Source organism: Pandoraea faecigallinarum, from assembly GCF_001029105.3.
In the GTDB taxonomy this organism is placed as follows: domain Bacteria; phylum Pseudomonadota; class Gammaproteobacteria; order Burkholderiales; family Burkholderiaceae; genus Pandoraea; species Pandoraea faecigallinarum.
Genome location: NZ_CP011807.3, coordinates 4,661,593 through 4,684,666 on the forward strand (window position 1 = coordinate 4,661,593; position 23,074 = coordinate 4,684,666).

Consider the following 23,074-nt stretch of genomic DNA (forward strand, 5'->3'; position numbering starts at 1 on the left):
TATATCAAGAGAATTCCCCCGCGGCCGTCCCGGCCCGGACGTCGCTATGCCGGGTATAAGGGATGTCTATTTGGCAAAAACGGGCATCTGCGCGATGATGAGGCACGCTGTCACAATGCGCGGGGCATGCGGCGCCACTGAAACGGGCATCGCGTCGACGCGCTATAATCAGGGGCTATCGGATCCCCCACATCATGCAACTGCTCGCTCTCGGCCTGAACCACCATACGGCGCCCGTCTCGCTGCGCGAACGGGTGGCGTTTCCGTTCGAGCGGATCGAGCCGGCGCTGGCTGGCCTCAAGAGCCTGTGGACCGGCAGCGCCAAGTTGAGCGCCCCCGAGGCCGCCATCCTGTCGACGTGCAACCGCACCGAGATCTACTGTGTGACCGACGACGCCGCCGCCCGTGAGCGGGCGGTGCACTGGCTTTCCCAGTTCCACAACATTCCCGCTGGCGACCTCGCTCCCCATCTGTACGCCCTGCCCCAGTCGGACGCCGTACGTCACGCCTTCCGCGTGGCGAGCGGGCTGGACTCGATGGTGCTTGGCGAGACGCAGATTCTGGGGCAGTTGAAAGACGCCGTGCGCACGGCCGCCGAGGCCGGCGCCCTGGGCACGTATCTGAATCAGCTTTTCCAGCGCACGTTCGCGGTGGCCAAGGAAGTTCGCGGCCAGACCGAGATCGGCGCGCATTCCGTGTCGATGGCCGCCGCCGCGGTGCGCCTCGCGCAACGCATTTTTGAGAGCATCAGCACGCAAAAGGTGCTGTTCATCGGCGCGGGCGAGATGATCGACCTGTGCGCGACGCACTTCGCTGCGCAGAATCCGAAAGCGCTCTACATCGCCAACCGGACCGCCGAGCGCGGCGAGAAGCTTGCGGAGCGTCTGGGCGGCACAGCCATCCGTCTGTCGGAACTTCCGCAACGTCTGCACGAGTTCGACATCGTCGTGTCGTGCACGGCGAGCACGCTGCCGCTGATCGGCCTGGGTGCCGTCGAGCGCGCCATCAAGGCCCGCAAGCACAAGCCGATGTTCATGGTCGATCTGGCCGTGCCGCGCGACATCGAACCGGAAGTCGGCCGTCTGGCAGACGTCTTCCTGTACACCGTCGACGATCTCGGTGCCGTCGTGCGCGAGGGCAATGCGCTGCGTCAGGCCGCCGTCGCGCAGGCCGAGGCGATCATCGACACGCGTGTGCAGAATTTCATGCAATGGCTCGACGCGCGCAGCGTCGTGCCGGTCATTCGCGACATTCACGGCACTGCCGAGGCCATGCGCGTGGCCGAACTCGAGCGTGCCCAGCGCATGCTCGCGCGCGGCGACGACCCCGCCGCCGTGCTCGAAGCCCTGTCCCAGTCCCTCACCAGGAAATTCCTGCACGGGCCGACCCACGCGCTGAACACGGCGCGCGGCGATTCGCGCGAGCAAATCATTCACCTCATTCCCGAACTGTTCCGCACCTCGGGATCCGCCGACAAATAGATGAAAGCGAGCATGCAAGCCAAGCTCGACCAGTTGACACAACGTCTGGTCGAGCTTGATGGCCTATTGAGCCAGGGCGATGTGACCCGCGACCTGGACAACTACCGCAAGCTCACGCGCGAACATGCCGAGCTGGCGCCTGTCGTCGCGCAATATCAGCAGTATCGTCAGGCGCAAAACGATGTGGCCGCGGCCCAGGAAATGGCGTCCGATCCGGAAATGCGCGAGTTTGCCGAGGACGAGGCAACGAACGCGCGCGCCCGCATGGAAGACATGGAAGGCACGCTGCAACGCATGCTGCTGCCCCGCGATCCCAACGACGACCGCAACATCTATCTCGAGATTCGCGCGGGCACAGGTGGCGACGAATCGGCGCTTTTCGCAGGCGATCTGCTGCGCATGTACACGCGGTACGCGGAACGCCAGCGCTGGCAGGTCGAGATCATGTCGGCGAGCGAATCGGATCTGGGCGGTTACAAGGAGGTGATTGTCCGGCTGGTCGGCCAGGGCGCGTATTCGCGCCTGAAATTCGAATCTGGCGGCCACCGGGTGCAGCGCGTGCCCGCCACGGAAACGCAGGGGCGCATCCACACGTCCGCGTGCACCGTGGCCGTCATGCCGGAAGCGGACGACGTGGCCGACGTCGAGATCAATCCGGCCGACATTCGCATCGATACCTTCCGCGCCTCGGGCGCCGGCGGCCAGCACGTCAACAAGACGGATTCGGCCGTGCGGATCACGCACCTGCCCACGGGCATCGTCGTCGAATGTCAGGATGACCGCTCGCAGCATCGCAACAAGGACAAGGCGCTCAAGGTGCTGGCGGCGCGCATCAAGGACGCTCAACTCCGCGCCCAGCAAGCCAGGGAAGCGGCCACGCGCAAGAGCCTGATCGGCTCGGGCGACCGTTCGGAGCGTATTCGCACCTACAACTTCCCGCAGGGGCGGATGACGGACCACCGCATCAACCTCACGCTCTACAAGCTCGAATACATCATGGACGGCGATCTCGACGAGATGATCAATGCGCTCGTGACCGAGCATCAGGCGGAACTGCTCGCGTCGCTGGGCGAGGCAGCCTGATGACGCCGGGCACGCCCGAAGCCCGCCCCTCGCACCGGACGAAGACGGCCGATGGGGCAGCCGGCGCGGATGCCGCAACGGTTGCCGCGCTGCTTCGCGAGCCGGGCCTGCCGCCGATGGAGTCGCGCATTCTGCTCTCGCACGTGCTCGGCTGGACCCGCACGCAACTGATTACCCGCGACCGCGAGCCGCTCGCGCCCGAGACCGTCGCCGCTTATCGGACGCTGCATGCGCGTCGCGTCGCGGGCGAGCCCATCGCCTATCTGACCGGTACCCGCGAGTTCTTCGGCCTGACGCTCAACGTCAGCCCGTCGGTGCTCATCCCCCGCCCCGAAACCGAACTGCTCGTGGAACTGGCGCTCGCGCGGATCGAAGGACGGCGCGCCCCACGTGTGCTGGATCTGGGCACAGGCAGCGGCGCGATTGCGCTGGCCATCGCACATGGCCGCGCGGACGCGCAGGTCGTCGCCCTCGACCGTTCGGCTCACGCCCTGGCCGTCGCCCGCGACAACGCCCGCCGGCTCGGACTGGACGACCGCGTTCGCTTCCTGGAGAGCGACTGGTACTCGGCGCTGCCCGCCGATTCCTCATGGACGGCCCCGTTCGACATCATCGTTTCCAACCCGCCGTACATCGTTGCCGGCGACGAACATCTCTCGCAAGGCGATCTGCGCTTCGAGCCGGTCGACGCCCTGACGGATCACGCCGACGGTCTGGCGGCATTGCGCATCATCGTGGCCGGCGCGCCCTCGCGGCTGCTGCCGGATAGCTGGCTGCTGTGCGAGCACGGCTACCATCAGGCCGCGGATGTCCGGGCGCTTTGCGTTGCGGCCGGGTTCCAGGATGTGACGTCCGAGCGCGACCTCGCGGGAATCGAGCGCACGACCGGCGGCCGGCGGGTCTGAGCGGCGTCCGACGAACACGCCCGAAAACCGCTAAAATGCCGGATACGCCGACTTCCCGGCATCCCCACGGGCTTCCGATCATGACTACCCAGCAACGTATCCAGCAAATCGTCTCCGAACATCCCGTCGTCCTGTTCATGAAGGGCAACGCGCAATTCCCGATGTGCGGCTTCTCGGGCCGTGCAGTGCAGATTCTGAAGGCATGCGAAGTGGGCGATCTGTTCACCGTCGACGTGCTGCAAGACGACGAAATCCGCCAGGGCGTGAAGGAATTCGCCAACTGGCCGACCATCCCGCAGCTCTACATCAACGGCGAATTCATCGGCGGCTCGGACATCATGATGGAGATGTACCAGAGCGGCGAACTCAAGCAGATCATCGCCGAGCTCGCCTGATTTCGCGGCCGTTCCGGCGTTCACGCCGCGCCCGATGACGGTTTCGACGGGAGCTTCCCGAACGTCGGCACCCACGCGCCTGATCGTCGCCATTACGGGGGCGACCGGCGCGGTGTACGGCGTGCGTCTGCTCGAACGCCTGCGGGCGATGGGCGGTGTCGAGACGCATCTGATGGTGTCGGGCGCGGGCTGGCTTACGCTGCGTCACGAACTCGGGATGGAGCGCGCCACCGTGCAGGCACTGGCCGATCAGTACCATAGCGTGCGCGAGATCGGCGCCAATATCGCCAGCGGCTCGTTCGCCACGGCGGGCATGATCGTCGCGCCCTGCTCGATGAAAACGCTCGCGAGCGTCGCACACGGACTCTCGGACAACCTGATCGCCCGCGCTGCCGACGTCACGCTCAAGGAGCGCCGGCGTCTTGTCCTGATGGTGCGCGAAACGCCCTTCAATCTCGCGCATCTGCGCAATATGACCGCAGTCACGGAAATGGGTGGCATCGTCTATCCGCCGCTGCCTGCCTTTTACAATCGCCCGGAATCGCTCGACGCGATGGTCGACGACACCGTCGCCCGCGTGATCGATCTGTTCGGGATCGCGCCTCCCGCCGCGTCGAGCTGGGACGGTCTCGGCAAAGACATGGAAGCCTGAGGCGCCTTCGCGTCCGCCCGGCGCCCCTCACGCTCACCTCACGCCATCCACCCAACGTTGCAACGTATCGAGCGCGCCCTGCGTTTGCCCGGCGGCCGATTCCGGCGTTTGCACGCACAGTTCCAGCATGATTTCGTTCGGATCGAGCAAGTAGACGTGCTCGCCATCGCCATGGCTTTCGATGGCAAACGGCACCTCATGGGCCTTCAGGCGCGACTTCCAGCGCTCCAGCGCCTCGCGGTCGCATACGCGCAGCGCCACATGGTGGATCTGCGTCGCCGGTGTATCGGGATGATGTTCGGGGGCGAGGCCGTCGCAATTGAAGAACGCCAGCGCTTCACCCGGCGCGATCTGATAGCTCACCAGCAGATACGGCTTGCCCCACAGACGGCTCATGCCGGTCTGTGCGCCCGCGAGCGTGAACCCCATCACCTCGACGTAGAATCGGTGGGTGAGCGTTGCGTCGTAACTGGGGTACGCTACGTGATCGATCGCCACAGGTGACACAGGGGGGACACGTGCCGGGGATTCCTCGGCAGGGCGGGTATCTAGCACGGCCTGGTTCATCACGTTCCCCCGGATTGCGAAGTGGCGACGGCATTCGGGAAACTGCGTTTGTAGTGTAGTCCTGCAACCCGCGTGGCATCAACCGAGTGTCAGGAGAGCCGCATGGACTATAGTGAAAACGCCACACTTTGCGTGCCGGGCCGCATGCCCGCACGCGTCCCCCGAGTGGTGTGACAGGTTTGCGACCGGAGTTTGTCATGGAGACCGCCCTCTTCTCCCTTTCGCCTGTTGTCGTCTACGCCGTCGTGACGCTCGTATTCGTCATGCTGATACTTGTCGTGCCCGCCGGCGCGCGGTGGCGCAACGCCGCCTGGCCGACCGCCATGCCGCCGCTCTCGCCGCATCGTCCCGGCGACTTGCTCGGTACGCCGCGCACGCCCTACTGGCGCTCGCCAAGCGACACGCAGGACCTGCGTCGTCCGTCGTACTTCGCAACGTCTGCACGACGCGGTCGCCGTCCCGCCAGCTTTCTCGCACCCCGCGATCAAGAACGTCGCTGATCGCCGCCGGTCATCCCGGAACATCCGGCGCGCAAACAACGCTGCGCGCCGCAGCCTCCACGACCTTACGCCTTGTTACATCTGTAGTGCCGCCGTAGCACCGGCAGGCACGCTTGCCCCGTAAAATTCCACGCACGGATCGCGCGCCGGCCGCGCTTGCCTACCGCCCATGCGGGCACGACGAGCAAGCCCGGACGCTGGGATGGATGCCCGTGCGCGCGGGGAGCGACAAGTCAAAAAGGAGAACAGATGCAGCGCCATTTCTGGACCGCGACGGCGGCGATTGCGGGCCTCGCAGCCGCCATCACCTCGGGCAGCGCCTTCGCCCGCACCGACGTGTCGGTGAATATCGGCATTCCCGGCCCGGCGTTCGTGGCACCGGCACCGGTCTACGCACCGCCCCCGGTCTATGCCGCGCCAGCGCCCATGGTCATCGCACCGCCGCCTGTCGTGTACGGCCCGCCGCCGCGTTACTGGCGGGGTCCGCCGCCGCGCCACTGGCATCACGATCGCGGCTGGGACCGCCGAGGCTGGGATCGTCGCGACGGACATTACCACCGGTAAGCGCTCGCACACTCGCGGCAAAAGCCCCGCAAGGTCAAACGCCCTGCGGGGTTTTTTTCGTCCCTTTCCTTTCGTTTCATTACCCATGCGATGGACGCATGAAACCTCGACGATTTATCGCGGTTTTATGCGCCCTTATACATGGCTTCCCAAATTGCGCCCGATGCATGCGGTTAAAACGGCGAATACCTTGGCATTCTCATACTTCGGTATAAAAGCCATTTCATCGGAAGCCATAACCTCCGGCATCAATAACGATAGCAGCAACGGTGTCCGTAATAGCCTCCGTAGTAAGGCCGTTCGGGAACGATGACACAACCGGCGAGAGTAACGGCAAGCAACGCGGCGACGATTAACTTCATGATCTGACTCCACAGGGACGAACGCGAATCCGTTCGCCTTCTTTATATCGTCGCGCCTGCGGCAAGCCCATCACGCGTCTGTAAGCCGTGTAAGCGAAGGTTGCCAAAAGGGCAATGTGTCGCACTTTGTTACGTAACATGGCCGGCTTGGGGCCGTAACATCGATCGCCTCCGTTCGAACGTGATCGCTAGAAACCAGTCTTCATGCGGGTTTCCATCCCTCTCATCCGCTGGCATGCCGTTTGCATAGCCTCTGGCGTCGCCCTTTCAATTGCCCCGAAGAGTGCGACTTTGACTCAAACCCTCCTCCCGTTGCAGACACGGGAGGAGGCTCTTTTTCATCCTCTCTCCGATCCGTGTCGACACTGAATTCCGACTCGCGATTGCGACACTTTTCTGCACCGAGAACGTGCACGAAATTTCGTATTCTTATTCCATCTGAGCGTTTGAAATGTATCGACGCTATAACAGCGTCGACTTCCCATGCGTTTCATTTATCTTTAAAGCCTTATTGGATGCGGCTTTCGAAGCGATTTCGTTCGTTATCGACATAAACCAGTGCGGGTAGGCACCGATCTCAAGTTGCCTGTTTCGCTGTCGTAATCGCGTCTATAGAGGACTGCGTACTCAATTGCAAGGAACGCAGCATCCCTGTCGTGACGGCCGCACGACACGTGCCGGGGCAAACGTATCAAGGGGAAAAGTCATGGAAATCGCCACGCCTGAATTCCAGATGGAACAGCAGGAACTGCAGGCGGTCACCGCCGCACTCAATCGCGTGCAGGCCGTCATCGAGTTCGACATGCACGGGCGTGTGCTTCACGCCAACGAGAACTTCCTGCAAACGCTGGGCTACCGGCTCGATGAAATCCAGGGGCAGCACCATCGCATATTTTGCGATCCGGATTACGTCGCATCCGCTGCCTATCGCGAGTTCTGGGCCAAGCTCGGACGCGGCGACTTCGACACCGGGGAGTACAAGCGCCTCGGCAAAGGCGGGCGCGAGGTGTGGATCCGCGCATCGTACAACCCGGTGTTCGACGCCAACGGCGTGCCCTACAAGGTCATCAAGTTCGCCACCGACGTCACGACGGATCGCACGCGTCAGGCCGAGTTCGAAGGCAAGGTCCGCGCGATGGATCTCGCGCAGGCCGTCATCGAATTCCACCTCGACGGCACCGTGATTACGGCCAACGACAATTTCCTGAAAACGCTCGGCTATTCGCTCGACGAAGTGCGCGGCAAACATCACCGCATGTTCTGCGAGCCGGATTATGCGATGTCCACCGCCTATCGCGAGTTCTGGGCCAAGCTCAATCGCGGCGAATTCGATGCGGGCCGCTACAAGCGACTTGGCGCCGGGGCGCGCGAAGTCTGGATTCAGGCAACATACAACCCGATTCTCGATGCGAATGGCCGCCCGTACAAAGTCGTCAAGTTCGCCACGGACATCACGCAGCAAGTCGAACTCGAAGCCAGCGTGAAACGCCGCGCGGAGGAGGACCAGCGCAAGGTGGCGCTGCTGCTCGACACCGTGAACCGCGCTGCGGCCGGTGATTTGACCGGCGACATTGCCGTCGCGGGCAACGATCCCATCGATCAACTGGCGGGCGGCATTCGTCACATGATGGACGACCTGCGCAGCGTAATCGGCAAGGTGGTCAACTCGGCAGGCGAGTTTTCGGGTGCGTCGCGCGACATTGCCGATCGCGCCAATACCGTGGCGACAGGCGCTCAGGCGCTGGGGGCCACGGTGGAAGAAATGAACGCCTCCATCGAAGAATTGACGGCATCCATCAACTCGATTGCCGACAACACCAAGGGCGCCGACCAGCTTGCCAAGTCGACGCAACAGGAAGCCGAAACCGGCTCGCGCGCCATCTCCCGTTCCATCGAGGCGATGGAACTCATCAACAAGTCGTCGGAAGACATCAGCGAGATCGTGAAGGTGATCGGCGAGATCGCCGGACAGACCAACCTCCTCGCCTTCAACGCCGCCATCGAGGCAGCGCGTGCGGGCGAGCACGGCCTGGGCTTCTCGGTCGTGGCCGACGAAGTGCGCAAGCTCGCGGAGCGTTCGTCGCAGGCGACCAAGGAAATCTCGAAGCTCATCAACGAGTCGACCAGGCGGGTGGCGCAGGGCAGCGATGTGTCGCGTCAGGCAGGCGAGGCGTTCGAGAAGATCGTGAACGGCGTGTCGCGTACCACGCAGGCGATCTCCGAGATCTCATGTGCGGCCGAGGAGCAACTCGTCGCGGCGCGCGAAGTGAGCCTCGCGATCCAGCATGTGGCCGAAGAGACCGAGAAGTCCGCCGGGGCGTGCGAGACCATTGCCCAGGCGACGACGGGCCTGAACCAGGGCGCGCAGGAACTGGATCGCACCGTGTCGCGCTTCAAGGTGTGACGCCTGCACGGCATCACCCGGCACCATCGAGTATTACCCGGCGAGCACCGAGGGCGCACCCCGACCACGCTCGCCGGCATCAACGTCCGCCGTCCGCCAAGAGGGCCCGATATGGAAATCGAAGCCGAAGCCGACGCCGTCACGCAGCAAGCACTTCTGCGCGCTGTACATCGGCATACCGGCATCTCGATGAACGAGAAGAAGTGGACGATGTTGCAGGGCCGCCTGCGCCCACGCCTGCGTACGCTGTCGTTGCGCTGCTATCGCGATTACCTCGCGCTGCTCGAAAACACGCCCGACGAAATTCGCAACTTCGTGAATCTCGTCACGACAAACGAAACCACGTTCTTTCGTACCCCGCGCGTATGGGACTACTTCGCGCAACACTATCTGCCGCGTTGGCAGTCGGCGAATCCGGGGCGAACGTTCCGCATGTGGTCGGCCGCCGCCTCCTCCGGCGAGGAGCCCTACTCCGCGGCGATGATCTGCGAGGAATTCCGCGCACGGCATCCCGGCTTCCAGTATCAGATTCATGCCACCGACATTTCGAGTCAGGTGCTGGCCCTCGCGGTGGCCGGGAACTTCGGCGGACGCAGCATCGACGGGCTCAGGCAGCAGCGCCCGGCCATGCTCGCGAAGTATTTCCGTCCCGCTGCGGGCGGCTTCACTGTCGTGCCCGGGTTGCGAGCGCACATCACGTTTGCCGAGCACAACCTGTATCAGCGACTGGCATGTCGCGAGGCGTTCGATCTTGTCATGTTGCGCAACGTGTTGATCTATTTCGAGACGACGGATCAGGAACGAGTGCTGGAGCACGTACGTCGTACGCTTACCCCCGAGGGCGTGCTGATCGTCGGCGAATCGGAGTCGCTCTCGCGGCTCTCAACCGGCTATCGGTTCGAGCAACCGCTCATTTACCGTAATCAGGGGGCATCGAATGGGGCAGTCGCATGACATTCAGGTGTTGATGGGCGAAGTGCGCATCGGGCGGGGCGAAGATGTCCTGCGCGCCACGCTCGGCTCCTGTGTCGGCATCGGTCTGATGTGGCGCGAGCGGGGCCTGTACGGGCTGGCCCACTGCCTGCTGCCCGAAGCGCCGCAGCCTACGCTCGCCATCGGTGCGAAGTACGTCACGCAGGCGGTGCCGTCGTTGCTCGCGCTGATGAAGGCGGACGGCGCGCGGCGCAACGAGATCGAGGCCGTGATTGCAGGCGGGGGCAACATGATGCCCCATCAGCCACCGGCCCGGCATGGACTGATCGGCGTGGCCAACGCCAGGATGGCGCAGGCGCTGATCGCGCAGACGGGCATACCGATCGTGCACGTCGAAGTCGGCGGCGACGTCGGCCGTCAGCTCATGATCGAGTGCGCGCATCATGCGTTCGCGGTGCGCACTATCGGCTCGAACGGGGGGGCCGCGATGCCGCGTCGCCCCGCTCTCAGACTCGTGGGACGGGAATCATGAATGCAAGGACGCCCATGGCGGCGCAAGCAGACGAACCGTTGAGTGCATCCGCCGCATCGGCAGCACAGGCACCTGCCGCCGCCTCGCCGGCGCCGCGCTCGGCCCACGCCGACGACATCGAGGTCTTCGGCTCCTTTCATCTCGGCGACGTCGAGTTTGCACTCCCCATCGCGGCGTTGCAGGAAGTGGTGAACTACCCGGAACGCGTCACGCCGGTGCCGCTCTCGCCCGGCTTTCTCCTCGGGTTATTCAACCTGCGCGGTACGCTCATCCCCATCGTCGATCTCAAGCCGTTGCTGGCGATCGCCGGGAGCGCGTCCGGCAAGCTCGCGCCGGTGGCGCAGAAGATCGCCATCGTGGATGTCGACGGCGTGCGCGTCGGGTTGTTGTTCGACAGCACGAGCGAGATCCTGCGCGTGCGGGCGTCGCAACGTACCGGGTTCGAATACGATCCATCGTATGCGCTGCCGCAGGTGGTGTCGGGGGCGATCAAACTCGATGGCGGCGACCGTATCCTTCAGATCCTGGCGCCGGCCGCGCTCGTGCATATCGAAAACATGCCGCAGTTGCTCGCGCGTCAGGCGCTCACGGCACCGCAGCACCGCCAGCAGCGTCAACGCCTGCAATGTGTGTCGTTCACCGTCGAGCATTCGCGTCTGGCGCTGCCGATGGGGGCAATTCGCGAAATCATCCGCATTCCCGACTTGCAGAATTCCGCCCTTGCGAGCGTGTTCTGCGTGGGGATGTTGAACCTGCGCGGCACGGTCGTGCCGGTGATCGACTTCGCGCACTTCCTCGGGTTGCAGGCGAATCGTCCGGATCCGGAGGTGGTAGGCACGGCATCCGATCCGAGGCGCATCCTGATCGTCAAACAGGAAGACGTGCACTTCGGCCTGCTGGTCGATGCGGTGGACAGCATCGTGACGTACTACGCGGACGAGCTGCTGGCGATGCCGTCGTTCAGTGCGTCGCATGCGCAGCTGTTCTCGGGATGCATCGCCCGCGAGCCGGCGCACGACATCGTACTGCTCAATGCCGATGCGCTTTTCACCCACGCGCAGGTGGTCGAACTCACACGGGGACATCGCGAACTGTATCGCGAGACGGATCCCGCGCAGCGCGCCCATGCCGGCGACGCAACGTCGCACAGCTTGGGAGCGAAGTCCTCGCGTGGCACGCGTCACGCTTACGTGTCGTTCCGTCTGCAACATACGCTTGCGGTGCGTCTCGACCAATTGCGCGAGATCATCCACGATTCGCCGGACGTGATCCCCGCGCCGGGCGCACCGTCTTTCGTACGTGGCATGCTGAATCTCAGACGCGAGTTGGTGACCATCGTCGATTTGCGCGCGCTGTACGGCATGCCGCCGCAGGACGACGCTCAGGCGCGCAAGATTCTGGTCATCGAGCATGGCCGGGACAAATTCGGGTTATTGGTCGATGCCATCGAGAACATTGTGACGCTCGACGATACGGACAAGCTGCCTGTGCCCGCGATGCTGCTGGGACGCGCAACGCACGAGTTGCGCAACGACATGCGCGAGGCGGTCGAACTGCCGGCCTCGGACGGCGCGGCGCGCACGGCGATGCTGCTCGATTTGCCACCGCTCAAGATGCGGCTGGAGACGGCGCTGGCGCAATGAACGAAAGGAAGTGAGGCGAGCGTTCAGGAAGTGCCGGCGGTTCGCGAGCGCCGGCCGCAGGACCCTGCGGCGTGTCGGGGGGCACGCCGCAGGGGTAGTACCGGTGCGTTATCTCGCCGGGAGAATCAGATCACTTCGTGCCGATGAATATCGTGCGTGATGAAACCGCGCGCATCGCTCGGCATCGCGAGCCACTCGGGATTTGCCAGTGTGCGGCGCACGTCGTCGAGACCGCTCGCCCAGTGATCGAGCATCGTCGACAGGCCGAACTGGTAGTCCTTGTAGTGGCCCTCGTATTCCTTGTTGCGATAAATCAACTGGATCACGTTGTAGCGCTTGCTGCACGCGATTTCTTCGGCCGCATGGCACCACGGATCCCGGGCCCGCACATCCGCGGGCACACGATCGAGTATCTCCCGCAACACGCGACGATAATGCTGTGCGCGTTGAAGGTTGTCCGTAACCAACCGCGTGCGGCTCGAGAACTGAATGTCTTTCTGCCGGCCCGCGACATCGTTCAGGTTGTCCGGCAACGGTCCGCGCGCACTCCACAAGTCGACCTGAAACGCCAGCGTGTCGCGGCGCGGCGACGTGCCCAGCACCTCCGAGAGCGGCGTATTCGACACCAGACCGCCATCCCAGAAATACTGGCCGTCGATCTCCACCGCAGGGAACCCTGGCGGCAACGCGCCCGACGCCATGAAGTGCTCCGCGCGCAACATTTCACGCGTATTGTCGAAGTACACGAAGTTGCCCGTGTGCACGTTGACGGCGCCGACCGACACGCGAATCTCACGCGCGTTGATCCGGTCGAAATCGACGAACCGCTCCAGCGTGCCGCGTAGCGCCGACGTATCGTAGTAACTCGCATGCGCCGGGTCCCCCATGGCCGTGGGCAACGGTTGCGGCCAGCGCGGCGTGAAGAAGCCCTTCTGCCCCTCCATCAACGCCCGCCATGCCTGCCACGCGCTGTAGGCGACACGCCCCGACTCGGGGCCGTTGAGAATCGCCGCTTCGAGCGGCGCCGGCAGCGGTGGAAAAACGCCCGGCTCGCAGATCGTCCGCCAGAACGCTTCGAGCTGCGCCACCCGGCGCTCGGGCGCATTGCCGGCGATGACCGCCGTGTTGAGCGCCCCAATGGAAATGCCCGCAATCCAGTTCGGCGCAATACCCGATTCGTACAGCCCGGCGTATACGCCCGCCTGATAAGCCCCGAGCGCCCCACCGCCCTGCAAGACGAGCGCAACCGTCTCGTAGGGCGGCAGCTCGATGGCGCGTTTGGGGACGTTGGGCGGGTTGGCCGTCATGACCGTTCTCCTGAAGCTGACTGCTAACTGAAAGCGCGAAAACCGCCCCGGCGCGGGCGCGATCCACATCCGGCTCATTCGATGCACCCGATGCGCCCGATGCACCCGATGCACCCGATGCACCCGATGCGTCCAATGCGTCCGGTACGACAGTGGCCGGGGGCGGTGAGCGGCGCGTTACCGTCCGCGACGGCCGCGTCACTGCATGAACCAGCCGTGGCTCACCACGAACGACTGCCCGGTGAAGGCCGCGCTCGGGAAAGTGGCGAGAAACAGCGCCGTTTGCGCCACGTCTTCCACGGTCGTGAACACGCCATCGACCGTGCCGCCGAGCATCACCTTCTTGACGACCTCGTCTTCCGGGATGCCCAATTCCTTCGCCTGTTCGGGGATCTGCTTGTCGACGAGCGGCGTGCGCACGAAGCCCGGGCAAATGACGTGCGAGCGTACATTGTGCTTCGCGCCCTCCTTCGCCAGCACCCGCGCCAGCCCCAGCAGCGCATGTTTGGCCGCGACATAGGCCGACTTCAGTGGCGACGCCTCATGCGAATGCACCGACCCCATGTAGATGACGATGCCGCCACGGTCGTCCTTGTACATGTGCTTGAGCGCCGCCTTGGTCGTGAGGAACGCGCCGTCCACGTGAATCGCCTGCATCTTCTTCCAGTCGGAGAACGCGTAATTCTCGATGGGGTTGACGATCTGGATGCCCGCGTTCGAAATCAGAATGTCGATGGAACCGAACGTATCCGCCACCTTGTCGATGCCGCTGTTGACCGCGTCCTCGCTGGTGACGTCCATCGCCACACCGATGGCCTTGCCACCCGCCGCCCGGATTTCTTCCGCAACGGCGTCCGCGCCCTGCTGATTCAGATCGGCAATCGCAATGGCCGCACCGGCACGTGCCAGCGTCAGCGCTATCTCCTTGCCGATCCCGCTCGCGGCACCCGTCACCACGGCGACTTTTCCATTCAACTGATTCACTGACTGGCTCATTTGCACACTCCTGATTCGTCAAGATGGCGAGACATGCGACGCGCATGGACTTGCGCATGGCTTGCCGGACACTGGCTGAGGCCGCCGGGCGAACTGCCTGGGTCCGCCCCTGCCGCCGCACAAACAGAAAAGGCGCCTTGCGGCGCCTTTTCCTGCATTACCGCGCGATCGGCTTGTAGCGGATTCGCTTCGGTTTTGCTGCCTCCTCGCCGAGGCGTTTCTTCTTGTCGGCCTCGTACTCCTGATAGTTGCCCGGGAAGAACTCGACGTGCGAGTCACCTTCGAAGGCCAGAATGTGCGTGGCGATACGATCGAGGAACCAGCGATCGTGCGAGATGACCATCACACAACCGGCGAACTCGAGCAGCGCGTCCTCGAGTGCACGCAGCGTTTCGACGTCCAGATCGTTCGACGGTTCGTCGAGCAGCAACACGTTGCCGCCGGAGATCAGCGTCTTGGCCATGTGCAGACGGCCGCGCTCACCGCCGGAGAGCGATCCGACCTGCTTTTGCTGGTCCGAGCCCTTGAAGTTGAAGCGGCCGATATAGGCGCGCGACGGCGTTTCGTACTTGCCCACGGTCAGCACATCGGCCCCGCCCGAGATCTCTTCGAACACCGTCTTGGTGCCGTCGAGCGCGTCGCGGCTCTGATCGACGTAGGCCATCTTGACCGTCGGCCCGACCTTGATCTCGCCGCTGTCCGGCTGCTCGCGTCCGGTAAGCATCTTGAAAAAAGTCGACTTACCCGCCCCGTTCGGGCCGATGATGCCGACGATGGCCCCCGGGGGCACCGTGAAGCTCAGGTCGTCGATCAGCAGACGGTCGCCGAAGGCCTTCGACACGTTCTTGAACTCGATGACCTCGTTACCCAGACGCTCACCCACCGGGATGAAGATTTCCTGGGTTTCGTTGCGCTTCTGGTATTCCTGGCTGTTCAGCTCGTCGAAACGGGCAAGGCGCGCCTTCGACTTGGCCTGGCGGCCCTTGGGGTTCTGGCGTACCCACTCCAGTTCCTTCTTGAGCGCCTTCTGGCGGGCAGACTCGCTCGCCTCTTCCTGCTTCAGACGCTGCTCCTTCTGGTCCAGCCACGAACTGTAGTTGCCCTTCCAGGGAATGCCATGGCCGCGGTCGAGTTCGAGAATCCACTCGGCGGCGTTATCGAGGAAGTAGCGATCGTGGGTGACGGCCACGACGGTGCCCGGGAAACGCGTGAGGAACTGTTCGAGCCAGTCGACGGATTCGGCGTCGAGGTGGTTGGTCGGTTCGTCGAGCAGGAGCATGTCCGGCTTGGAGAGCAGCAAACGGGCCAGCGCCACGCGACGCTTCTCGCCGCCCGAGAGTACGCCGATCCTGGCGTCCCACGCGGGCAGACGCAGCGCGTCGGCGGCGACTTCCAGCGTTTGTTCGATGTTGTTGCCGTCGCTCGCGGCGAGAATGGCTTCGTACTTGGCCTGTTCGGCGGCCAGCGCGTCGAAGTCGGCGTCCGGCTCGGCGTAAGCTGCATAGATTTCGTCGAGCTTCGCACGGGCTTCCATGATCTCGCCCATGCCGCCTTCGACGGCTTCGCGCACGGTCTGCTCGGGATCGAGTTGCGGCTCCTGCGGCAGATAACCGATATTCAGGTTCGCCATCGGGATCGCTTCGCCCTCGATCTCCTTGTCGACGCCCGCCATGATCTTGAGCAACGTCGATTTGCCCGAACCGTTCAGACCCAGCACGCCGATCTTGGCGCCCGGGAAGAACGACAGGGAGATGTCCTTGAGGATGTGGCGCTTGGGCGGCACGATCTTGCCCACGCGGTTCATGCTGAATACGTACTGTGCCATTCGGCTTTCCTGATCCTGAAACGGTTATGACGGCTCACGCGCGAGCCAGATAGCGGCAAGTTTATCAAAGCCCCGCACGCACGGCATCGGGCACGTCGATGACGAGGTCCGCCCCCGCGTACGCACAACACGGCAATAGCCAACCTTCGCGCTTCTCGTCGCGCGACAGCCCGGGCCACTCGATCCGATACGTCACCGCGGCGCCCGTGCCCCCTGTGTTGCCCGTGCTGCCTGCGTTCGCCCGGCACAGACAGGCACGGCACGTTCCGTTGCGGCACAGACTCGGCAGCTTGATGCCCGCCGCCTGCGCGGCGAGCAGGATCGGCATGTCGGCCGGTGCGTCGAACTGCCAGCCGGCGGGCATCAACGTCACGCGGTGCGGCTTGCGCTCGGGGCGATCGCCGCCGCCATCGCGGCCTTCGACGGCGGGTGTTGTCTGGGGAGCGGCTGAAATGGAACTGTCCAAGGAAAAAGGCCCTAAAGACGAGGGGGCTGCGGTGATCGAAGCGCTATGCGGCGCGTGCGGCGCCAACGCGCTACCATAACCCACTTTCGAGTCCCGAAACCCATGTCCGACGCTGCCAACGACGCCCCCGCCAACACTATCGACGCCAAGCCCCATTCGACCGGCCGCCTGATCGATACGGCAGGGCTCGAAGCTGAGTTGCACAAGTTTGCCGATGCCCGCGACTGGCATCAGTACCACACGCCCAAGAACCTCGCGATGGCGCTGTCGGTCGAAGTGGCGGAGCTCGTCGAGATTTTCCAGTGGCACACGCCGGCGCAGGCCAACGCGGTCATGCGGTCGGACGAAGCGCGTCACGTCGAACAGGAACTGGCCGACATCGCGATGTATCTCGTGCGCCTGTCAATGGTGCTTGGTGTCGATCTCAATCGTGCGGTCGCCGAAAAACTTGTCATGAACGCGCAAAAGTATCCCGCGCCGCAGGCGTGACCGGGCGAAGCGCCGTCCCACACCCCGAATTCCCATCAGACAACGCTATGTCTCCATCTTCTCAAGCTTCGCAGGCCCCCACGACGCCCTCCGGCGCGGGGCACACGCACGGCAAGCCGTCGAAGCGCACGCTACCCGCACGTCCGCGCTGGCTGATGCTGGCGATCATCGCGTTGCTGCATGCCTATATCGGCTGGCGTCTGCTCACACCGCTGCCGGTCGCCGTGGGCTGGAAAGTGCTCGGCGGCCTGTGGCTCGCCGCCTCGACCGTGCTGATCCCGCTGGGATTGATGAGCCGCGCGATTCAGAAGGAACCGCTCGCGACATTGCTGACATGGGCCGGCATGACTGCCATCGGTGTGTTCTCGTCGCTTTTCGTTCTGACGCTGCTGCGCGACATCGTGCTCGGCGTGGCGATGGCCTTCTCCGCCCTCGACGCGCAGCTCGTCGCGCGCTCGGCGGTGATCGTGCTGATCCTCACGGCGGCGTCGACGATACTCGGCTTCTACAACGCGCGGCGCCTCGCGCGCGTGGTCGAGATCGACGTTCCCATCGCGGACCTGCCACCGGCGCTCTCAGGCTTCACCATCGTGCAGTTGAGCGACATTCACGTCAGTTCGACGATTCGACGCCGCTACATCGAAGCCATCGTCGAAGCATCGAATGCGCTCAAGCCCGACCTCGTCGCCATCACGGGCGATCTGGTCGACGGCGGCGTGCCGGCGTTGCGCGACCATATCGCACCGCTCGGACAGCTCGCTTCGCGCCACGGTACGTACGTCTGCACCGGCAATCACGAGTATTACTCGGGCGCGCCGGCCTGGGTGGCGGAGTTGCGGCGCATCGGCCTCACCGTGCTCGAAAACGAGCATGTGGTGCTCGACCATGAAGGCGCGTCGCTCACGGTGGCGGGGGTGACGGATTTCACCGCGCATCATTTCGATCCGGAAAAGCGCAGCGACCCGCTGGCGGCGGTCGCGGGCGCCCCGCAGGGTGTGCCGCGCGTGCTGCTCGCCCACCAACCGCGCAGCGCGCCGGCAGCCCAGGCGGCCGGATTCGATCTGCAACTCTCCGGACACACGCACGGCGGACAATTCTGGCCATGGATGTATTTCGTGCCGCTGCAACAGCCGTTCGTGCACGGGTTGCACCGGCTCGGCCGGCTCGCTATCTACGTCAGCCGGGGTACCGGCTACTGGGGGCCGCCGAAGCGGTTCGGCGCGCCATCGGAAATCACTCGTATCCGGCTGGTGCCGGGCAAGGCCTGACCCCATGAAGTCTCTTACGACCGGCACACCGCTGGAAACCGTGTCCGTGCGTTTGCGCGGCAAGATTCAGGGCGTGGGCTACCGTCAGGCGGCCGTTCGCGAAGGGCACCTGATCGGCGTGCGCGGCTGGGTGCAGGCGTTGCCTGAGGGCGACATCCTGGCCATGGTGCAAGGCACACCCGATCAGGTCGACAAAATGCTCGAATGGATGCGCCATGGCCCGCCGGGTGCGCGTGTCACGGAATTCGAGAGCGAAGTGGAGTACACGGGACGCCGTTTCGACCGTTTCGAACAACTTTGAACCCAGCGCCGGAGCCCTCGGACATGACAACGCCCATGCCCAGCACACGTCGTGCCATCGAGGACGATGCGCCGCGCATCGTCGCCCTGCTCGCGCAACTGGGCTACGAAACACCGCTCGACATCGTTCGCCGCAATATCGCGCTATCGGCGCTGGAGGGCGACGACGCCGCCTTCGTCGCCATCGACGAGAATGCTGAAATCGTGGGATGTATCGGATTGCACGCGCTTACCATGTTCCATCTGGCAGGGCGGCTGGGGCGCATCACTGCGCTGGTGGTGGAGGAAAGTGTACGGGGCTCGGGCGTCGGGCACGCGCTGATGGCGGCCGCTCACGCGTGGTTCAACGAGCGGGGATGCGAGAAACTGGAAGTGACGAGCGGCGACCACCGGGTCGCCGCGCATCGCTTCTATGCGCGCCATGGCTATGCCCGCGATGGGCAGCGCCTGACGCGCAAAAGCCAGACTTTGCCGCTGACTTAATTCTTGTGACGGTAGTTGATGCGGCCCTTGCTCAGGTCGTAGGGCGACATCTCCAGCGTCACGCGGTCACCCGCCAGTATGCGGATGCGGTTCTTCTGCATGCGGCCGCTCGCATATGCCACCACTTCCACGCCGTTTTCGAGCGTGACGCGAAAGCGATTGTCCGGCAGCACATCCGAGACGTGTCCGCTGAATTCGATCAGTTCTTCCTTGGCCAATATCGTGTCCTCTTGAAGGTGCCGCTCGCGAGGGGCGCAGCACCGGTGTTACTGTAAGTTCGTTCGCCAATACCGTCCCCGCACCCTGAATGTGGCGGGGGTGCACATCGAACGCCAAAAGGAGCCTACCCGGTGGACCGGCCCAGAAGGCATGCGGCGCACCGAAAAGCGGCGATGGTTCGAAGGAGCAAGGCACATTGCGGCAGTGCCGCAACGACGAGCAGTGCGTGTCGGGAGGGCGAAGACCCGATGGGTCCGCGTCATCGGCACAGCGCGTGATCCGGCTCGCAGGACAGAGCTGTCAGCGGCGCCGATAAAGCATTTCGCGATCGTCAGGCGATGATCGGCGAATTTTCGCCGATCCCGCTAGGATACGCCTTTCTCTGTCGCCCGTGTGGAAAAAATGCCTCGCGCACGCCCATTTGAGCGCTTTTGTCACCCGTTTGTGGCGCAATGCATCAATGAACGCCATTCGGCCGCGTTTGCCGGGCGCGCACGCCGTGTGAACTTGGATGTGACGCGCGGCGCGCACTCATCTATGCTGTAAGTACCCGTAGCCCGCAGGAGGAATGACCATGAAAACAGTCGCTCAGATCCTGAAGTCCAAACCGGTCGACACGGTGTACAAGGTACGCCCGACCGATTCGGTACTCGATGCCCTGACCCTGATGGCCGAAGCGCGGATTGGCGCGGTACTGGTCAGCGAAGACGACCGCGCCATCGTCGGCATCTTCACGGAGCGGGATTACGCGCGCAAGGTCGCGCTGATGGGCCGGACTTCGGTCGACACGCCGGTGCGCGATGTCATGACCTCCGCCGTGCGCTACGTCAGCCCCGAGCAGACCAATGAAGAATGCATGTCGCTCATGACTCAGCATCGCATTCGTCACCTGCCCGTCATGAAAGATGGAGAACTGGTCGGCCTGCTGTCCATCGGCGATCTGGTCAAGGCCATCATCACGGAACAGCAGTTCACCATCGATCAGCTTGAGAACTACATCATGGGCGGCAGCGCGGCGCTGGTCGGCACGTCGCCGTCCCGGCCCAGTTGAGTCGTCAATCGCCTCGACGGCGTAATCAGGGACGCGGCGCCTCATTCGAAGCGCCGTTTCTTTTTTCGCTACACGGTTCGCCCGAGATACGCCCACGGTTGCAAAACCGCAGCGCCGACGGAAAGAGAAAGAAGAGGATTTCCGTCCAACGAGGGCCTGCCTCAGAAATCTTCCGCATCGACGTCGTAGTTCGACGGTTCCCAGCGAATCGCCAGCAACGCGAGCAGGCCGATGGCGGGGGCGGCGGCGATCACCCAGAACACCTTCGTCGAGAGCGCTGCGGCCAGCACCGGGAACAGGAACAGCGAGACGGTCGAGCTCGCCCGCATGAGCGTCTGGTTGAAGCCCACGCCCACACCGCGCAGCGACGTGGGGTAGCTCAACGATGCGAACGTCATCGAGTGTGCCCCCGGGCCGAAGCCCTGACCGAGCAGGAACAACGCGAGGAAGCCGAGTGCCCAGGCGACCTGCGTCGCGCCGTCGGGCTTGCCTACGAGTGCCAGGCCGACGAGCGCCGCGAGCTGGAACGCGTAACCGGTCACCGTCAACTTCCATGCACCGACCTTCGGCACAAGACGTACCCCCAGCAAGCCCCCCGTGAAGGCGAACAGCAAATTCAGCGCCAGGGACATCAGAATCGTGGTGAGGATCGACTGTGCAAGGAAGCTGGCAATGATCACCGGTAGACCGAACGCCACTGCGTTATAGGCAAACGACGAAGCGACGGCGATCACGGTGGCGAGCGTGGTGCGGCGCAGATACACGCCCTTGAGCAGCTTGCCGTAATTGCTCCATGCCGCCGGACGCTTGGGCGCGGCGCGCTCGGCGTCGCCGGCCACCACGGCATCGATGCCATACGAACGCTTGAGAATCCTGGCCGCCGCGTCGAGATCGCCCTGATTGGCGGCCCACACCGGCGATTCGCTCATGTAACGGCTGCGAACGGCAATGATGGCCAGCGCAGGAATTGCGCCGAAGCCGAGAATGATGCGCCATAGCAGCGCGCTATGCGACGCGGGCAGTACCGAGTAGCACAGCAGCACCAGCAAATAAGACCCACATATGGCGGCGTACCAGGTCGGACACCACATGGCGACCCGCGCCGCCTTGTTGCCGCGCCCCTTGAGCTTGGAAAACTCCGCGAGAAACGCCATGGCGACGGGCAAATCGATGCCGACGCCCAGCCCCATCACGAAACGCGCCCCGGCGAGCACGTACTCGTTCGGTGCCAGCGCACAGGCGATGGCGGCAATCACGAAGCACAGCATGTCGGCCATGAACACCCGATATCGGCCGATGCGATCGGTGAAATAGCCGCCGAGGAATGCCCCCACGATCGCCCCGAACGTGATGGCCGAGGCCACCATGCCGGTGCCTGCGGGCGTAAGCTGGAATTCGCGGGACACGTCTTTGAGGCCAAAGGCGAGCGCGCCGAGATCATAGGCGTCGAGGAACACGCCGCCCAGGGCGATGGCCACGATCCAGCGGGCATTCGACACGCGCGCGCCGCCCTCGTTGACGAGCCGGGCGACATCGGCGGCGGAGCGGATGACGGCGGGACCGCTGCGCGCGGCAGCCGGGGCCGTGGCGCTCGGGAGCGCCGATGCGGCAGTAGAGAGGGAGACGTCGACTGACATGAGACTGAACGAGGAAAAAACAGGTACCAAAGGCCGCGATGTTACCGCTTGGTACTGCCAGCGCCCAAGTGCTTTGTGGTTATATGCTTAGACGATTCCACCGCCCCACACCACATTGATGTCGTTTAGCGCCAAAAATCTTCGCCAAAATCCCAAATTTCGAGAGAATCCCACTCACGAGTTAAGCAATCGCAGAGCATGACCCCACGTCTCGCCGGACGGGAATATGATCGAGGAATCCTTCAATTCGAAGGGTACCGGCGCGAAAACCCGCGTCATACGGGAGATCGCGCGGGAATCGCATCGTGACAGACGTCTTTACAGACGCTTACCTTTTCTTACAGCAAAAAGGTCTGCGGAACCCTACATTCCGCATCGTGGTCGCAACAGATGTGCCACATGGTGTACCAACCGGCGGGCGATGGCGACCGGGGCACACCGCGAAGAACTCACACCTCACGCTCACGAGGACGAAACAAAATGAAGATCAAAGCACTTACGGGAATCAGCGCGGCAATGGCCGCGGTCATGCTGGCCGGTTGCGTGGCTCCGGGCCAGCAATACGGCGGCTACCAACAGCCGGGTTACCAACAGGGCTACCAGCAAGGTTATCAACAGCCGGGCTATCAACAAGGGTATCAGCAGGGTTATCAGCAACCGCAGCAGCAAGGCGCCCTTTACGGCACCGTGCAGTCCATCGAACAACTGAACGGTCCGAACAACAGTCCGAACATTCTTGGCACGGTGCTCGGTGCGGCTGCGGGCGGTCTGCTGGGCAACACCATGGGCGGCGGACGCGGACGCACGGCGACCACCATCGCCGGTGCGGCCATCGGCGGTATCGCCGGCAACCGTATCGAGAACAGCATGGGCGAGCCGAACGTGCTCTACCGCATCACCGTGCGTCTGGACGACGGCCGTGTCGCCACGGTCACGCAAGCGCCGCCGCTGCGCGTGCAGCAAGGCCAGCGTGCCGCCATCGCCAACGACGTCGTGTATCCTTACTGAGCAG

At 63.9% G+C, this 23,074-nt stretch carries 24 protein-coding genes; 17 read left to right on the forward strand and 7 right to left on the reverse strand.

Translation table 11 applies throughout. The annotated features are described in order from the left end of the window. Window positions 1–194: 194 nt before the first annotated feature. The 5 genes from hemA to AB870_RS20480 all read left to right on the forward strand — a co-directional run bounded on the left by hemA (window position 195) and on the right by AB870_RS20480 (window position 4,516). A complete protein-coding gene (hemA, locus tag AB870_RS20460) occupies window positions 195–1,481 on the forward strand; it encodes a glutamyl-tRNA reductase (RefSeq protein ID WP_047906096.1) in 1,287 nt (428 codons plus the stop codon). Further along, the gene (gene prfA, locus AB870_RS20465) at window positions 1,482–2,564 is read left to right on the forward strand and encodes a peptide chain release factor 1 (RefSeq protein ID WP_047906097.1); all 1,083 of its coding nucleotides are present in this window, start codon (window positions 1,482–1,484) and stop codon (window positions 2,562–2,564) included. Then, a complete protein-coding gene (prmC, locus tag AB870_RS20470) occupies window positions 2,564–3,469 on the forward strand; it encodes a peptide chain release factor N(5)-glutamine methyltransferase (protein ID WP_084663945.1) in 906 nt (301 codons plus the stop codon). Before prfA ends, prmC begins: the two co-directional genes overlap by 1 nt. An 80-nt stretch (window positions 3,470–3,549) precedes the next feature. Beyond that, window positions 3,550–3,864 (forward strand): Grx4 family monothiol glutaredoxin, encoded by a 315-nt coding sequence (grxD, locus tag AB870_RS20475; protein ID WP_047906098.1) that lies wholly within the window; start codon window positions 3,550–3,552, stop codon window positions 3,862–3,864. Window positions 3,865–3,898: 34 nt separating this feature from the next. Continuing rightward, window positions 3,899–4,516 (forward strand): UbiX family flavin prenyltransferase, encoded by a 618-nt coding sequence (locus AB870_RS20480; RefSeq protein WP_047906099.1) that lies wholly within the window; start codon window positions 3,899–3,901, stop codon window positions 4,514–4,516. Between the two features lie 33 nt (window positions 4,517–4,549). Here the strand turns inward: AB870_RS20480 and AB870_RS20485 are convergent, their stop codons facing one another. Beyond that, entirely contained in the window at window positions 4,550–5,014 is a 465-nt protein-coding gene (locus tag AB870_RS20485) for a VOC family protein (RefSeq protein WP_047906100.1), read from the reverse strand. 266 nt (window positions 5,015–5,280) lie between these two features. Between AB870_RS20485 and AB870_RS20490 the strand changes: the two genes are divergently transcribed. The 6 genes from AB870_RS20490 (at window position 5,281) to AB870_RS20515 (ending at window position 12,021) form a co-directional block, all read left to right on the forward strand. Next, window positions 5,281–5,583 (forward strand): hypothetical protein, encoded by a 303-nt coding sequence (locus AB870_RS20490; protein WP_047906101.1) that lies wholly within the window; start codon window positions 5,281–5,283, stop codon window positions 5,581–5,583. Between the two features lie 249 nt (window positions 5,584–5,832). Further along, entirely contained in the window at window positions 5,833–6,147 is a 315-nt protein-coding gene (locus tag AB870_RS20495; protein WP_047906102.1) for a hypothetical protein, read from the forward strand. Between the two features lie 1,068 nt (window positions 6,148–7,215). After that, entirely contained in the window at window positions 7,216–8,913 is a 1,698-nt protein-coding gene (locus AB870_RS20500) for a methyl-accepting chemotaxis protein (protein ID WP_047906103.1), read from the forward strand. A 111-nt stretch (window positions 8,914–9,024) separates the two neighbouring features. Beyond that, complete coding sequence (locus tag AB870_RS20505; RefSeq protein WP_047906104.1) at window positions 9,025–9,867, forward strand: CheR family methyltransferase; 843 nt, start codon at window positions 9,025–9,027, stop codon at window positions 9,865–9,867. Then, window positions 9,851–10,378 carry a chemotaxis protein CheD gene (locus AB870_RS20510; RefSeq protein ID WP_047906105.1) on the forward strand — a complete coding sequence of 176 codons (528 nt, stop codon included), beginning with the start codon at window positions 9,851–9,853 and terminating at the stop codon, window positions 10,376–10,378. The genes AB870_RS20505 and AB870_RS20510 overlap by 17 nt, the downstream gene beginning before the upstream one ends. Before the next feature lie 14 nt (window positions 10,379–10,392). Further along, window positions 10,393–12,021 (forward strand): chemotaxis protein CheW, encoded by a 1,629-nt coding sequence (locus AB870_RS20515; protein ID WP_053059461.1) that lies wholly within the window; start codon window positions 10,393–10,395, stop codon window positions 12,019–12,021. 125 nt (window positions 12,022–12,146) lie between these two features. Here the strand turns inward: AB870_RS20515 and AB870_RS20520 are convergent, their stop codons facing one another. The 4 genes from AB870_RS20520 to AB870_RS26485 all read right to left on the reverse strand — a co-directional run bounded on the left by AB870_RS20520 (window position 12,147) and on the right by AB870_RS26485 (window position 16,513). Further along, window positions 12,147–13,328 (reverse strand): DUF3734 domain-containing protein, encoded by a 1,182-nt coding sequence (locus AB870_RS20520; protein WP_047906106.1) that lies wholly within the window; start codon window positions 13,326–13,328, stop codon window positions 12,147–12,149. A 198-nt stretch (window positions 13,329–13,526) separates the two neighbouring features. Further along, window positions 13,527–14,312 (reverse strand): 3-hydroxybutyrate dehydrogenase, encoded by a 786-nt coding sequence (locus AB870_RS20525; protein WP_047908492.1) that lies wholly within the window; start codon window positions 14,310–14,312, stop codon window positions 13,527–13,529. A 169-nt stretch (window positions 14,313–14,481) separates the two neighbouring features. Next, window positions 14,482–16,149: an energy-dependent translational throttle protein EttA gene (ettA, locus tag AB870_RS20530; protein ID WP_047906107.1), complete on the reverse strand. Its 1,668-nt coding sequence runs from the start codon at window positions 16,147–16,149 to the stop codon at window positions 14,482–14,484. A gap of 64 nt (window positions 16,150–16,213) precedes the next feature. Continuing rightward, the gene (locus AB870_RS26485; protein WP_047908493.1) at window positions 16,214–16,513 is read right to left on the reverse strand and encodes a 2Fe-2S iron-sulfur cluster-binding protein; all 300 of its coding nucleotides are present in this window, start codon (window positions 16,511–16,513) and stop codon (window positions 16,214–16,216) included. A 204-nt stretch (window positions 16,514–16,717) separates the two neighbouring features. On the opposite strand from AB870_RS26485, the gene AB870_RS20540 reads away from it, so the two are divergent. The 4 genes from AB870_RS20540 (at window position 16,718) to AB870_RS20555 (ending at window position 19,155) form a co-directional block, all read left to right on the forward strand. Beyond that, window positions 16,718–17,104: a nucleotide pyrophosphohydrolase gene (locus tag AB870_RS20540; RefSeq protein WP_084663951.1), complete on the forward strand. Its 387-nt coding sequence runs from the start codon at window positions 16,718–16,720 to the stop codon at window positions 17,102–17,104. A gap of 155 nt (window positions 17,105–17,259) precedes the next feature. Beyond that, entirely contained in the window at window positions 17,260–18,372 is a 1,113-nt protein-coding gene (locus AB870_RS20545; RefSeq protein WP_047906108.1) for a metallophosphoesterase, read from the forward strand. 4 nt (window positions 18,373–18,376) lie between these two features. Next, the gene (locus AB870_RS20550) at window positions 18,377–18,673 is read left to right on the forward strand and encodes an acylphosphatase (RefSeq protein ID WP_047906109.1); all 297 of its coding nucleotides are present in this window, start codon (window positions 18,377–18,379) and stop codon (window positions 18,671–18,673) included. A gap of 23 nt (window positions 18,674–18,696) precedes the next feature. Continuing rightward, window positions 18,697–19,155, forward strand: a complete 459-nt coding sequence (locus AB870_RS20555; protein WP_047906110.1) for a GNAT family N-acetyltransferase — start codon at window positions 18,697–18,699, stop codon at window positions 19,153–19,155. On the opposite strand, the gene infA is transcribed toward AB870_RS20555, so the two are convergent. Then, a complete protein-coding gene (gene infA / locus AB870_RS20560; protein ID WP_039393473.1) occupies window positions 19,152–19,373 on the reverse strand; it encodes a translation initiation factor IF-1 in 222 nt (73 codons plus the stop codon). The genes AB870_RS20555 and infA overlap by 4 nt on opposite strands. Before the next feature lie 575 nt (window positions 19,374–19,948). Between infA and AB870_RS20565 the strand changes: the two genes are divergently transcribed. Continuing rightward, the gene (locus AB870_RS20565; RefSeq protein ID WP_047908495.1) at window positions 19,949–20,425 is read left to right on the forward strand and encodes a CBS domain-containing protein; all 477 of its coding nucleotides are present in this window, start codon (window positions 19,949–19,951) and stop codon (window positions 20,423–20,425) included. 161 nt (window positions 20,426–20,586) lie between these two features. On the opposite strand, the gene AB870_RS20570 is transcribed toward AB870_RS20565, so the two are convergent. Continuing rightward, the gene (locus AB870_RS20570) at window positions 20,587–22,062 is read right to left on the reverse strand and encodes an MFS transporter (RefSeq protein ID WP_047906111.1); all 1,476 of its coding nucleotides are present in this window, start codon (window positions 22,060–22,062) and stop codon (window positions 20,587–20,589) included. A gap of 480 nt (window positions 22,063–22,542) precedes the next feature. On the opposite strand from AB870_RS20570, the gene AB870_RS20575 reads away from it, so the two are divergent. Then, on the forward strand, window positions 22,543–23,070 hold the full coding sequence (locus AB870_RS20575; protein ID WP_047906112.1) for a glycine zipper 2TM domain-containing protein: 528 nt from the start codon (window positions 22,543–22,545) through the stop codon (window positions 23,068–23,070). Window positions 23,071–23,074: the final 4 nt, after the last annotated feature.

What these genes read in the sequence shown, in the direction of transcription:
- AB870_RS20565 (WP_047908495.1), top strand. Translation starts at nt 19,949, where the DNA reads ATGAAAACAGTCGCTCAGATCCTGAAGTCCAAACCGGTCGACACGGTG.
- AB870_RS20540 (WP_084663951.1), top strand. Translation starts at nt 16,718, where the DNA reads ATGTCCGACGCTGCCAACGACGCCCCCGCCAACACTATCGACGCCAAG.
- AB870_RS20515 (WP_053059461.1), top strand. Translation starts at nt 10,393, where the DNA reads ATGGCGGCGCAAGCAGACGAACCGTTGAGTGCATCCGCCGCATCGGCA.
- AB870_RS20570 (WP_047906111.1), bottom strand. Translation starts at nt 22,062, where the DNA reads ATGTCAGTCGACGTCTCCCTCTCTACTGCCGCATCGGCGCTCCCGAGC.
- AB870_RS20505 (WP_047906104.1), top strand. Translation starts at nt 9,025, where the DNA reads ATGGAAATCGAAGCCGAAGCCGACGCCGTCACGCAGCAAGCACTTCTG.
- AB870_RS20480 (WP_047906099.1), top strand. Translation starts at nt 3,899, where the DNA reads ATGACGGTTTCGACGGGAGCTTCCCGAACGTCGGCACCCACGCGCCTG.
- AB870_RS26485 (WP_047908493.1), bottom strand. Translation starts at nt 16,513, where the DNA reads ATGCCCGCCGGCTGGCAGTTCGACGCACCGGCCGACATGCCGATCCTG.
- grxD (WP_047906098.1), top strand. Translation starts at nt 3,550, where the DNA reads ATGACTACCCAGCAACGTATCCAGCAAATCGTCTCCGAACATCCCGTC.
- ettA (WP_047906107.1), bottom strand. Translation starts at nt 16,149, where the DNA reads ATGGCACAGTACGTATTCAGCATGAACCGCGTGGGCAAGATCGTGCCG.
- AB870_RS20490 (WP_047906101.1), top strand. Translation starts at nt 5,281, where the DNA reads ATGGAGACCGCCCTCTTCTCCCTTTCGCCTGTTGTCGTCTACGCCGTC.
- AB870_RS20550 (WP_047906109.1), top strand. Translation starts at nt 18,377, where the DNA reads ATGAAGTCTCTTACGACCGGCACACCGCTGGAAACCGTGTCCGTGCGT.
- AB870_RS20545 (WP_047906108.1), top strand. Translation starts at nt 17,260, where the DNA reads ATGCTGGCGATCATCGCGTTGCTGCATGCCTATATCGGCTGGCGTCTG.
- prmC (WP_084663945.1), top strand. Translation starts at nt 2,564, where the DNA reads ATGACGCCGGGCACGCCCGAAGCCCGCCCCTCGCACCGGACGAAGACG.
- AB870_RS20500 (WP_047906103.1), top strand. Translation starts at nt 7,216, where the DNA reads ATGGAAATCGCCACGCCTGAATTCCAGATGGAACAGCAGGAACTGCAG.
- AB870_RS20575 (WP_047906112.1), top strand. Translation starts at nt 22,543, where the DNA reads ATGAAGATCAAAGCACTTACGGGAATCAGCGCGGCAATGGCCGCGGTC.
- prfA (WP_047906097.1), top strand. Translation starts at nt 1,482, where the DNA reads ATGAAAGCGAGCATGCAAGCCAAGCTCGACCAGTTGACACAACGTCTG.
- AB870_RS20510 (WP_047906105.1), top strand. Translation starts at nt 9,851, where the DNA reads ATGGGGCAGTCGCATGACATTCAGGTGTTGATGGGCGAAGTGCGCATC.
- AB870_RS20495 (WP_047906102.1), top strand. Translation starts at nt 5,833, where the DNA reads ATGCAGCGCCATTTCTGGACCGCGACGGCGGCGATTGCGGGCCTCGCA.
- AB870_RS20555 (WP_047906110.1), top strand. Translation starts at nt 18,697, where the DNA reads ATGACAACGCCCATGCCCAGCACACGTCGTGCCATCGAGGACGATGCG.
- AB870_RS20520 (WP_047906106.1), bottom strand. Translation starts at nt 13,328, where the DNA reads ATGACGGCCAACCCGCCCAACGTCCCCAAACGCGCCATCGAGCTGCCG.
- hemA (WP_047906096.1), top strand. Translation starts at nt 195, where the DNA reads ATGCAACTGCTCGCTCTCGGCCTGAACCACCATACGGCGCCCGTCTCG.